Genomic DNA, 12,331 nt, shown 5'->3' with positions numbered 1-12,331 from the left:
CGGATGGGGCCGTCTCTCGACCCTCTCACTGAAGACGTCGAACGGGAACGGCCCGGATCGACATCGACGGAGAACTTTTCCGCCGACGTCCGCGCCGCCGCGGATCAGGCGCGTCGAGAGGGGCGGGCGGAGACCTCGGCGACCACGCCCGTGAGGGCGGCGAGGGAGCGCTCGGGGCTCCAGGCCGCCGCGACCGACGGCGCCTCGGCGCGCAGCACGGCCAGACGATCGGCATCGGTCAGCAGATCGCGGAGCGCGGTCGCCAGTGCGCCCTCGTCGCCCGCGGGCACCAGCACGCCGCCACCCGCCCCCAGCACATCGCGGATGCCGTAGCGGACGTCGTACGACACGACCGGTGTGCCGTGCAGCAGCGCCTCCACGACCCCGAGCGGCTGCCCCTCGAACGCGGTCGACGTGAGCAGCAGCGACGCCCGGTCGAGCACCGTGGCCGGGTCGTCGGCATACCCGGCGAGCACCACGCGGTCGCCCGCGTCGAGCTGGGCGATCAGCGCCGCCAGCCGCTCCTGCTCCGGCCCCGTGCCCCAGATCTCCAGTCGCGTGCCGGCGACATCGGCGGCGAGGAACGCACGGATCGCGTGGTCGATGCGCTTGCCGGGCGCGAGACGTCCCAGCACCACCACGAGACCATCCTCGCGCAGGTCGGCGCGGGCCGTGACCGGCGCGATCGGGTTGGGCACCACGACGTGATTCGCGGACGCCCCGAAACGCGCGACCACGTCGTCACGCTGCGTCGCGGTCGGCCAGACCACCGCGTCGAAGCGGTCGGCCAGGCGGAACCACCGCGTCCACAGCGTGTTCATGGTCGCGTCCGGCGTGTACGGCGCCTCCACGTGCATCGTGTGGATCGTGTGGACGATGCGCACGCGCGGGTCGTCCCAGTCAGCGATGAGCTCGCCCAGCTGCCGCGACTCGCAGATCACGACGACGCGACGGTCGCCCGAGGCGGCCACGACGTGGTCGAGCCACGCCCGGTACAGGCCGCGGAAGCCGTGCAGGGCGCCGGCCACTACTCCCGCGGCGTCGTACACCAGCACCGGCTCGTCGGTCAGGTGCCAGTCCGGGTTGCCCGGGATCACCGGGAGCGCGGCGAACGGGCGGCCCTCGACGTCGCGCAGCACCCGGTACTCGACGTCGGGGTCGGCGACGACGGCGGCATCGGCGGTCTCCCGCAGCCACGCAGCCGCCCCGCCCTCCGGTGCGATGGCCTCATCGAAGAGGTTGCGCATCCGCCCCGGGTCGGACAGCGCGCCGCGCTCCGTGAACACCCGTCGATGCTCCGCGTGGTCGGCGGCGGTACCCGGATCGAACGTCAGCAGTTCCGGTCCGGCGCCGTCGCCGACGCCCGCCGCGGCCAGCATCCGGGCGCGGGCGAGGGTCGCGATCGTGTATCCGCCGTCGAGCCCCGGGATGAGGCGGCTGGACAGCACCAGGTAGTCCGCGTCCGGAAGCACGGGTGGGGACTCCTCGGTCATCGTCTCGCACCTCCTCGGCGGACGCGGGAGCCGATCACTCGGCCCCCGTCACTCCCACTCGATCGTCCCCGGGGGCTTCGACGTGACATCGAGCACGACCCGGTTCACGTCGCGCACCCCGTTCGTGATGCGGTTCGAGATCTTCGACAGCACGTCGTACGGCAGGCGCGTCCAGTCGGCGGTCATGGCGTCTTCGCTCGACACCGGACGCAGCACGATCGGGTGGCCGTACGTGCGGCCGTCGCCCTGCACGCCCACCGAGCGCACGTCGGCCAGCAGCACCACGGGGCACTGCCAGATCTCCTGGTCGAGTCCCGCCTTCGTCAGCTCTTCGCGGGCGATGGCATCGGCCTCACGCAGAATCTCGAGACGGTCAGCGGTAACCTCACCGATGATCCGGATGCCGAGACCGGGCCCCGGAAACGGCTGCCGTCCGACGATCGCCTCGGGGATGCCGAGCTCACGTCCGATCGCGCGCACCTCGTCTTTGAACAGGGCCCGCAGCGGCTCGATCAGCTCGAAGTCGAGGTCGTCGGGCAGGCCGCCCACGTTGTGATGCGACTTGATGTTCGCGGTGCCCGCGCCTCCACCGGACTCCACCACGTCGGGGTAGAGCGTGCCCTGCACGAGGAACTTCACCGGGGCGCCGCCGTCGGCCTTCGCCTCTTCGACGAGGTCGAGCTGCACCTTCTCGAACGCGCGGATGAACTCGCGGCCGATGATCTTGCGCTTCTCCTCCGGGTCGGTCACACCCTTCAGGTGTCCGAGGAAGGTCTCGGCCGCGTCGACCGTGATGAGCCGCACGCCGGTCGACTCGACGTAGTCCTTCTCGACCTGCTCACGCTCGCCCTTGCGGAGCAGCCCGTGGTCGACGAACACCGCCGTGAGCTGGTCGCCGATGGCCTTGTGGACGAGGGCGGTCGAGACCGCGGAGTCGACGCCGCCGGACAGCGCCGAGATGACGCGGGCGTCGCCGACCTGCTCGCGGATGCGCTCGACCTGCTCGGCGATCACGTTGTCGGGGTTCCAGTCGGACGCGAGCCCCGCGCCCTTGTGGAGGAAGTTCTCCAGCACGCGCTGGCCGTGGTCGGAGTGCTTGACCTCGGGGTGCCACTGCACGCCGTAGAAACGGCGCTCCTCGTTCGCGAACGCCGCGACCTTGGTCGCCTCGGTCGTGGCGAGGACCTCGAAGCCCTCCGGCGCCTTCGCGACCTGGTCGCCGTGACTCATCCACACGTTCTGCTCCGCGGGCTGCCCGCCCAGCAGGACGCCGCCGTCGCCGGAGATCACGGCATCGGTGGCGCCATACTCGCGCAGCCCGGTGTTCGCGACCTCGCCGCCGAGGGTCTGCGCCATGTACTGGAAGCCGTAGCAGATGCCCAGCGTGGGCACGTCGAGATCGAACACGGCGGGGTCGAGCTTCGGCGCCCCCTCCTCGTACACCGACGACGGGCCGCCGGACAGGATGATCGCCACCGGGTTCTTGGCGGCGATCTCCGCGGCCGTGGCCGTGTGCGGCACGATCTCGCTGTAGACGCCGGCCTCCCGCACACGACGGGCGATCAGCTGCGCGTACTGCGCGCCGAAGTCGACGACGAGCGCGGGGCGCTGCTGGGTCTCGGACTGTTCGGTCAACGGACACCTTCCGGGGCGGTCGCGGAGGCCTCCTCGGCCTCCCGGGTGGCGAGATAGGACTTCACTTCACGGGCGACGATGGCCTCCATGAAGAACGACAGCAGCGGCACGACACCGCCGAGGGCGAGCAGGATGAACCGCGGGAACGGCCAGCGCATCAGGCTCCACATGCGGAAGCATGCGAACAGGTAGACCACGTAGAACCAGCCGTGGGCCACCAGGATGAACAGCGACAGGTTGAAGCCGTCGCCCAGCGACGTCATCTCGCAGGAGTTCGTCATCGGGGCGAACAGCGACCACCACTGGCAGTCGGGGCCCGCGATCACGCCCGCGAACCGGAGCGGTCCGCCGGAGCCTCCCGCGAAGAGCTCGAGGTGGATCGGCGTGTACTTGAGCACCATCTCGGTCAACAGCAGGAGCAGCATGACTCCCGTGATGATCGACGCGATCTGGTAGAACTTCAGCGCACCGCGGATCGCCGGAAAGCTGGCGACTTTCGGTTCGGGCATGGGTCCAGTCTAGTCGGGGTCGCCCGATGCCGAATCCGGCCGGCGGCTCCGTCGCCCGCGGCACGACGGAGGCCGCCGGGATCGCTCCCGACGGCCTCCGCTGCGATCATCCGCTCCGGGCTCAGAACCAGCCGGAGATGAGGTCCCACAGCCAGTCGATGATCGCGCCGACGATGCCGCCCGCACGGTTCACCGTGACGGTCGCGGTCACCGCGTCACCGTCGGCCTGAGCCGCCGAGACCGTGTACTTGCCCGGCTGTGCGCTCTTCGGCACGGTCACCTGCGTGGTGAACGTCCCGTCCGCGCCGACCTGCACCGTGCCGACCTGCACCGCCGCGCCCTTCTTGGGCTGCAGCGCGATGGTCACGGTCTCGCCCGGCACATACCCCTCGCCCGTGACCGTGAGCTTCTTGCCCGCGGCCACCTTGGAGGAGCCGAGCTCGATCGTGCCGGCGAACTCCTCCTGTCCGGCGATCGTGAGGGGCACCTGCACCGTCGTGCCCGTCGCGGGGACGTTCACCGTCAGCACCTGGTCGCCGAACACCCCGGACGGCACCGCGAACGTGAGCGCCGCACGGCCGCCCTCGTCCGTGGTGTCGACCACGGCCGGGTCGACCGTGCCCGAGGCGAGCGCCGTGTCGCCGAGCGACAGCGTCACCTCGCCCGGTGCGGCCTCTCCCCCGCTGAACGCCAGCGACGAGAGCGACACCGTCACCTGGTCGCCGGCGCTGTACCCGTCGGCATCGGCCGGGCTGAGCGTCACGCCGACCGCGCGCTGGGCGAGATCGGGCGTCGCGGTCTTGTTCGCGTCGAACCAGTCCACCATCGACTGCAGGTCGATCTTGCCGGTGTCGCGCTTGCCCGCGCCCTCCTTGAAGGTGGCGAAGTTGTCGCCACCCGCCGCGAGGAACGAGTTCGCCGCCACCGTGTACTGCGCGTCCGGGTCGACCGGGGCGCCGTTCAGCGTGATCGACGTGATGCGCGAGCCCTGCGCCGCGGTCGGGTCGTAGGTGTAGACGAGACCCTTCGAGACGCCGAGCTTGAGGAACGGACGTGCCGACCCCGCCGGCTGCCACTGCTCCTCGAGCACGCCCTTGAGCTGCGTGCCGGTGAGGGTCAGGGTGACCAGCGTGTTGGCGAAGGGCTGGACCGTGGCCGCCTCGCGGTAGGTGACGTTGCCGTTCGGATCGCTCGCGGACGACGACGCGTACGTGAGGTTCGCGCGGATGCCTCCCGGGTTCATGAGCGCCAGGTCGGCGCCCGTGGACCACTGCTGCACGTCGGCCACGAAGTTGCCGATCGTGGACTCGCCGCCGCGGTTCTCCGAGCCGTTCGTCTGCCGCGCCCGGTTGAAGTCGGCGGTGATGTCGCCCACCTTCACGGCGCCCAGCACGTCGGCCTCGGCCTTGGCGGCGTCGACGATCGCCTGCACCTCCGGCACCGCCGGGTACAGCGGCTTGCCGGCGGCCGTGAGCGGCTTGATCTCGTTGGTGATCGAGAGCAGCTCCTTCGTGGTCGGGTCGACCTGCAGGTTCATCAGCCCGAGGTTCTCGCCGTACTGCCCGGCGGAGACCACGGGGCGACCGTCGATCACGTGGTTGTACGCGAGGTGCGTGTGCGCCGACACGATCGCGTCCACGTCGTCGTCCACCCCGTAGACGATCTCACCCAGCGGGGAGTCCTCCGTGATGGCCGACAGCGCGGTGCTCTCGGCCCCCTCGTGCACGAGCAGGATCACGACATCCGCCTCGCCGTTGGACGCGTCACCGTCGCGCAGGTCGTCGGCCACCGCGTTGACGGAGTCGACGATGCTGCGCACCTCGAGATCGGCGATGCCCTCCGGGGACACCAGCGAGTCGAGGTCTTCCGTGACGGCGCCGACGAACCCGACGCGCACGCCGTCGACCTCCTTCACCCAGGCCGGGGCGAGCGCGGGCTCACCGGTCTCGGTGACGAACACGTTCGACGAGATGTACTCCCAGTCCGCACGGTCCTGCACGCGATCGCGCAGGTCCTCCCAGCCCTGATCGAACTCGTGGTTGCCCGCGGCGCTCACATCGAGGCCCGCCGCGTTGAGCGCGTCGATCGTGGGGTTGTCGTCGTTGATGAAGGAAGTGAACGTCGACGCGCCGATCAGGTCGCCGGCTCCCGCGAAGATCAGGTTCGGGTTCGCGTCACGGAACTGCTGCACCGCACCGGCGAGCACCGCGGCACCGGCCGCGGCCCCGTCGGCCTCGATGCGGCCGTGGAAGTCGTTCACCGTGACCACGTCGATGCTCACCGGCGGGATCTCCGCGGAGACGCCGACGATGATCGGGTCGTGGTCGCTGGAGCGGTACGGGGTGCCCTCCTCGGTGGCGCCGAACGCGTAGCCGCGGTCGCTCCACTCCGGCGAGTTGATGCCCCAGACGCCCGCGCCGGTGATCGACGAGACGAGCGACGGCGACGCGATCACGTGGTCGAGCGAGCCGAGCTCGCCGTCGAACGTGTACGTGTACTGCCCGTCGGTCTTGTCGGCGACCAGGTCGCTCCACCCCTGCGAGGCGAAGACGTCGATCGGGTCTTCCTTGCCGTAGGCGTTGAAGTCGCCGATCAGGAGCATGTCGCTGCTGCCGGTCGTCTCTTCCAGCTCCGCCGTGAAGGCGAGGATCGCGTTCGCCTGCGCCACGCGGTCGGCGTTGAAGAAGCCCTGGCCGTCGGCCGGCTCCGCCCCCGCACCCTCGGGCGGCGACTTCGACTTCAGGTGGTTCGCCACCACGGTGACCACGCGGCCGTCGATGTCGAACGCCTGTGCGATCGGCTCGCGCGCGTTGCCCCACACCGACTCGTCGGTCGTCGTGAGACTGTCACCGACCCGCTTCACGGCGTCCTTCTTGTAGATGATCGCGTTGGTGATGTAGTCGGTCGTCGCCGCATCGTTCAGCGCCTCGGGCGTGGGCACGTAGCCCCACACGTCGCTGCCGGCGTCGGCGTTCAGGCCGGCGACCAGATCCTTCAGCGCCGTGTCGACCGGCTTGCCGAGCTTGACCGAGTTCTCGATCTCCATGAGCGAGACGATCTCGGCGTCGAGGCCGTTGATCGCCGCGACGATCTTGGACTTCTGGATCGCGAACTGCGCGGCGTTCGCGGCGCCCCGCGCGTTGGAGTTCTCGCTCTTCAGCGTCGTGAAGTAGTTGTAGACGTTGAACGACGCCACCTGCACGTCGCCGCCCACCTCGGGCGCCTCCGTCGGACGCGGGTTCGTCGCCGCGAAGCCGACCTTCAGCTCGGCGGGCGAGGAGTCGTCGATCGGCACGACCGGCTGCAGACGCCAGTCGTCGAAGCCCCACTGCAGCACGTAGCCGTTGTCGCCGAAGTCGACCGTGTCGCCGTTGCGGACGACCTGGTCCTTCGTGAAGTAGGGCTGCTGACCCGGGTGGCCGCTGTTGGTCACCTGGATCGACCAGCCGTCGTCGAGCAGGATGCGGTTGGCGCGGTTGGCCGCGGCGATCGCGGCGGCGTCGGCACCGGGACGCGTGGTCTCGGTGCTCTTCACGGCCAGGGCATCGCCCGCGTTCAGCCACAGCGTGCCGTAGTTGTACAGCTGGTGGCTCGACGCCAGGCGGTAGGTGCCCTCGGGCGCGACGAGCATGTTCTCGTACTGCTCCCGGTCGGCGCCCTGCACCGTGGCGGGCAGCGGAGTGACCGCGGGCACGCCGACGCCCGGCGTGACCACCGTCACGTCCGCCGCGGCGGCCGGGTTCACCTGCGTCTGGCCGTAGTACTCGCTCACGGTGCCGGTGACCGAGACCAGGTCGCCGATCGCGAGTGTGGGGGCCAGCGCGTTCAGGAAGACGAAGACGCCGTCGGAGGCGCCGGGGGTCGCGTCGGTCGCGCCGCCCGAGCCCTGGGTCTGGATGACGATGCCCTTGTAGCCGCCCGTGCGGTAGTCGGCGGTGACGACGCCCTCGACCTGCACGCGCGTGCCGTTCAGTGGCGAGACGTCGGTGGTGCCCTGCACCTCGGCGATGGTCGCCTTCTGCGGCTCCGTGCCGGGGTCGGTGCCGGGGTCGGTGCCGGGGTCGGTGCCACCGGAGTTCTGCGGGGTGACGGTGGCGGACAGCGAGAAGTCGACGCCGTTGTCGTCGGTGTCCGCGCCGTTCGTGCGGTTCAGCGACCGCACGTCGGTGTTGCCCGACGGCGCCGTGGCCGCCTTCGTCTCGAACGTGTTGGAGGTGCCGTAGCCGAGCAGGTCGACGACGCCGTCGGCTCCCGCAGCGGACCCGGGGGCGAGCGTGATCGCCGTGGTGCCCTCGACCAGGGCGATGGTGCCGTTCGTGCCGCTCGGGGTGAGGCCGGTGACCGCGTCGGGCGTGGGCAGCGCGGCGCCGTTCGTGCCGTTGCTGTTGCCCTGCACCAGGAAGTAGCCGCCGGCGGGGATGCTGCCGGTGAGCGGCGCGATCCCGGTGAACGCCGCCGAGCCGGTCGCCGAGCGGTACTGCAGGGACATGCCGTCGAGCGACACCGCCTCGGACGTGGGGTTGTACAGCTCCACGAACTTGTTCGTGTAGGCCGCACCGGCACTGCCTCCGGAGAGGTACGCCTCATTGATCACCACCCCGGTCCCGGTCGGATCGGCGACGGCGGGCGTCGCGACCAGCGAGCCGAGGCCCAGGGTGGCGACGCAGGTCACGGCGAGAGCGCCGATGCGCCCCCTAGTTCTGCGGTGCGAGACGGGGGTCATGGGCTCCCCGTGCTCTGAAGCGGACATCATCGGTGCTGTCTCCTCGATCGTGTATCGACCCTGCTCAGGACGCTGTCACCGCACGCATCGGGAACTCCCAGCGTGCGCACATGGAGCGAGCATACGAAGCGGGTCGGACATCCTCAACGGAGTTTTCACGATGGTCACCGACTGCTCACCGAAGGGCCGCGCGCACCCCTGACGAAGGTTCACATCGCGGCGCGGCCGCGCGCAGAAGCGCACGGAAGGTCGCGCGGATGCGCACGCCGTTCAGGGCCTCTCGGCTGCCGCCGCGTCCTCGAACTCCTCGACCTCGCGCTCCCACGCGTCCTTCGCCAGGCGGTACCAGAGATAGAACGCGAAGCCCGCGAAGATCGCCCACTCCACCGCGTAGAACACGTTGAGCCAGTTCACCGGCGACTGCTCGTCGGGTGCCGGCGAGGAGATGTCCTCGAGGCCCGCCGTCGCGGTGGTCGAGGCGAGGTACGGGCGGTACACGTCGAGCTGCTCCGTGTCGTGCCAGCGGCTGAGCAGCGCGGCGGGCGACATGCGGTCGAGACGCTCCGGGTCGCTGCGCGGCGGCACCGACGGCCCCTCGTCGGAGATGATGCGCCCCGCGACCTCGACCGGGCGACCGTCGGCCTCCGCGGCCAGGCGCTCCACCGCGGCATCGGCGGCCGCGCGGTCGGGCGCCCAGCCGATCGCCACGGCGATCGACACACGCTCGTCCACCCGCAGCTGTCCGGTGACCCAGAACCCCTCGACGCCGTCGTTGAAGCGGCTCGACACCACCAGGAAGTCGTCCGGGATCCACGTCCCGCTCGTCTCGACCCGCTGCCCCACGAGGGGTTCGGCGAGGTACTGCCCCGGCTCGACCACGTCGGACAGCGGCCGCACCTGCTCGGTCACGCCGGGCGGCGGCGGGTCGGTCTCGATCGCGCGCTCCAGCTGCCACTGCCCGAGCCACGCGAACACCCCGGCGACCACGAGGCACAGCAGCAGCATGCCGATCCAGCGTCCGCGCAGCATGATCTCACGGAGGGTCGGCGGGAACGGGGCGGGGGCGGTCACGGTGCAGCGGCGGCGGCTCAGGCCTCGTACGGGGCGAGCACGACCTCGACCCGCTGGAACTCCTTGAGGTCGGAGTATCCGGTGGTCGCCATCGACTTGCGCAGCGCGCCGATGAGGTTCGCAGTGCCGTCGGCCACGGGCGCGGGGCCGTACAGGATCTCCTCGAGCGTGCCGATGCCGCCCACCTCGACCCGGCGGCCGCGCGGGAGCTTGGGGTGGTGTGCCTCGGGGCCCCAGTGGAAGCCCTGCCCCGGCGCGTCGGTCGCGCGGGCGAGAGCCACGCCGAGCATGACCGCGTCGGCGCCCATCGCGAGCGCCTTCACGATGTCGCCCGAGGTGCCGACGCCGCCGTCGGCGATCACGTGCACGTACCGCCCGCCCGACTCGTCGAGGTAGTCGCGGCGCGCAGCGGCGACGTCGGAGACCGCGGTGGCCATCGGGGCGTGGATGCCGAGGGTGGCGCGCGTGGTGGACGCCGCTCCCCCGCCGAAGCCGACCAGCACGCCGGCCGCGCCGGTGCGCATCAGGTGCAGCGCCGCGGTGTAGGTGGCCGCGCCGCCCACGATGACCGGGACGTCGAGGTCGTAGATGAACTTCTTGAGGTTGAGCGGCTCGGCCACGCTCGACACGTGCTCCGCCGAGACGGTGGTGCCGCGGATGACGAACAGGTCGACGCCCGCCGCGGCCACGGTGTCGTAGAACTCCTGGGTGCGCTGCGGCGTGAGGGAACCGGCGACGGTGACACCGGCCTCGCGGATCTCGGCCAGGCGCCGCGTGATGAGCTCGGGCTTGATGGGCTCGGCGTACAGCTCCTGCATGCGCACGGTCGCCCGGTCGTCGGCGAGACCCGCGATCTCCGCGAGCAGCGGCTCCGGGTCCTCGTACCGGGTCCACAGACCCTCGAGGTCGAGCACGCCCAGGCCGCCCAGCTGGCCGAGCATGATGGCGGTGCGCGGGCTCACGACGGAGTCCATCGGCGCGCCGAGCACCGGGATCTCGAAGCCGAAGGCATCGATCGTCCAGGCGGTCGACACGTCCTCCGGGTTGCGCGTGCGCCGCGAGGGCACCACCGCGATGTCGTCGAACGTGTACGCGCGACGGGCGCGCTTTCCTCGGCCGAGCTCGATCTCCATGGTCACCCGTCCAGCCTACCGGGCACCCCGAGGGGGCGCGTGCCCGCGGTCACCGGGCCCGTGCCACGCGGCGCTCGTCCCACACCGGCTCGTCCGACTCGTACACCTCGCCGTCGGAGCCGAACACGAGGAACCGGTCGAACGACCGCGCGAACCAGCGGTCGTGCGTGACCGCGAGCACCGTCCCCTCGAACCGCGCCAGCGCCTGCTCCAACGCCTCCGCCGACTCCAGGTCGAGGTTGTCTGTCGGCTCGTCGAGCAGCAGCAGGGTCGCGCCGGACAACTCCAGCAGCAGCACCTGGAACCGCGCCTGCTGCCCACCGGACAGCGACTCGAACGTCTGCAGCGCCTGCCGCACCAGCCCGTAACGGTCGAGCGCCGAGCTCGCGGCGTCCCGGGGCATCCCCGTCCGGCGGTCGTCGCCGCGGTGCAGGATCTCCAGCAGCGTGCGTCCGACGAACTCCGGGTGCGTGTGGGTCTGCGCGAACAGCCCCGGCACCACGCGCGCCCCCAGCACCGCGCGACCGGTGTGCGCGACGGGACTCAGGTCTTCCGCGGCGGAGGAGACGTGACCCAGGGTCGGGTCGGGGTCGCTGCCGCCGCGCGCGAGCAGTCGCAGGAAGTGCGACTTGCCCGAGCCGTTCGAGCCCAGCACGGCCACGCGGTCGCCGAACCACACCTCCGCGTCGAAGGGACGCATGAGCCCGGTGAGCTCGAGCCGCTCGGCCACCACGGCGCGCTTGCCCGTGCGCGAGCCCCGCAGGCGCATGTCGAACTCCTGCGCGGGCGGACGCTCCTCGGGCGGCCCCGCCTCCTCGAACTTGCGCAGTCGCGTCTGCGCCGCCTGGTAGCGGGAGGCGAATCCGTCGTTCGCCGAGGCCTTCACCTTGAGGTTCGCGACCAGCACGCGCAGCTTCTCGTGCTGCTCGTCCCACCGACGGCGCAGCTCGTCGAGCCGCTCCATGCGGTCGATGCGCGCCTGCGGGTAGGTCGCGAAGCCGCCGCCGTGAACCCACGCCGTCGAACCGGCCGCCCCTGGTTCGAGCGTGATGAGCCGGTCGGCCGCGCGGGCGAGCAGCTCGCGGTCGTGCGACACGAGCAGCACGGTCTTCGCGGTCTGCCGCAGCTGTTCCTCCAGCCACCGCTTGGTCGGGACGTCGAGGTAGTTGTCCGGCTCGTCGAGCAGGAGCACCGCGTCGGGTCCGCGCAGCAGAGCCTCGAGCGCCAGGCGCTTCTGCTCGCCGCCGGACAGCGACGTGAGCTCGCGGTACCGCGCCCGCTCGAACGGCACGCCGAGCGCCGCCATCGTGCACTGGTCCCATACGGTCTCGTGCTCGTAGCCGCCGGCGTCGGCGTACTCCGCGATGGCTGCGGCGTACGCCATCTGCGTGTCGTGCTCATCCCGGTCGATCAGGGCGTTCTCCGCCGCGTCGAGGGCTTCGGCGGCGGCGCGGATGCGGGCGGGGGCGACGCGCACGAGGAGCTCATGCACGGTCTGCCCCGGCTCGCCGTGCCCGACGAACTGATCCATCACGCCGAGTCCGCCGTCGATGGTGACGACGCCGTCGTCGGCCGCCTGGTCGCCGCGGATGATCCGCAGGAGCGTGGTCTTGCCCGCGCCGTTCGGCCCGATGAGCGCGCTCGTCGAGCCGGCGCCGACCCGGAACGAGACCTCGTCGAGCAGCGGTCTTCCGTCGGGAAGCGTCAGCGAGATGCCTGATGCGTCGATGTACCCCACAGTGCGTGGCCGTCCTTCCGCCCGCGCAC

7 protein-coding genes are annotated in these 12,331 nt (G+C 71.1%); all 7 read right to left on the bottom strand.

The window, feature by feature from the left end; all coding sequences use genetic code 11:
• Window positions 1–104: 104 nt before the first annotated feature.
• The 7 genes from ACFV3I_RS06290 to ACFV3I_RS06260 all read right to left on the bottom strand — a co-directional run bounded on the left by ACFV3I_RS06290 (window position 105) and on the right by ACFV3I_RS06260 (window position 12,302).
• Complete coding sequence (locus ACFV3I_RS06290) at window positions 105–1,493, bottom strand: glycosyltransferase (RefSeq protein ID WP_378822563.1); 1,389 nt, start codon at window positions 1,491–1,493, stop codon at window positions 105–107.
• A 48-nt stretch (window positions 1,494–1,541) separates the two neighbouring features.
• Window positions 1,542–3,128 (bottom strand): glutamine-hydrolyzing GMP synthase, encoded by a 1,587-nt coding sequence (gene guaA / locus ACFV3I_RS06285; protein ID WP_136033560.1) that lies wholly within the window; start codon window positions 3,126–3,128, stop codon window positions 1,542–1,544.
• Window positions 3,125–3,637 carry a DUF3817 domain-containing protein gene (locus ACFV3I_RS06280; RefSeq protein ID WP_378822562.1) on the bottom strand — a complete coding sequence of 171 codons (513 nt, stop codon included), beginning with the start codon at window positions 3,635–3,637 and terminating at the stop codon, window positions 3,125–3,127. The genes guaA and ACFV3I_RS06280 overlap by 4 nt, the downstream gene beginning before the upstream one ends.
• Before the next feature lie 121 nt (window positions 3,638–3,758).
• Entirely contained in the window at window positions 3,759–8,360 is a 4,602-nt protein-coding gene (locus ACFV3I_RS06275; protein WP_378822561.1) for an ExeM/NucH family extracellular endonuclease, read from the bottom strand.
• Between the two features lie 270 nt (window positions 8,361–8,630).
• Complete coding sequence (locus ACFV3I_RS06270) at window positions 8,631–9,389, bottom strand: SURF1 family protein (protein WP_378823204.1); 759 nt, start codon at window positions 9,387–9,389, stop codon at window positions 8,631–8,633.
• A gap of 59 nt (window positions 9,390–9,448) precedes the next feature.
• Window positions 9,449–10,564: a GuaB3 family IMP dehydrogenase-related protein gene (locus ACFV3I_RS06265; RefSeq protein ID WP_136033579.1), complete on the bottom strand. Its 1,116-nt coding sequence runs from the start codon at window positions 10,562–10,564 to the stop codon at window positions 9,449–9,451.
• 49 nt (window positions 10,565–10,613) lie between these two features.
• Entirely contained in the window at window positions 10,614–12,302 is a 1,689-nt protein-coding gene (locus ACFV3I_RS06260) for an ABC-F family ATP-binding cassette domain-containing protein (RefSeq protein WP_378822560.1), read from the bottom strand.
• Window positions 12,303–12,331: the final 29 nt, after the last annotated feature.

Origin of the sequence: Microbacterium sp. NPDC059771, assembly GCF_042732495.1 — a bacterium.
Lineage (GTDB): Bacteria > Actinomycetota > Actinomycetes > Actinomycetales > Microbacteriaceae > Microbacterium > Microbacterium sufflavum.
The sequence above is the reverse complement of the archived record's forward strand: the minus strand, read 5'-3'. Positions and strand labels throughout refer to the sequence as shown.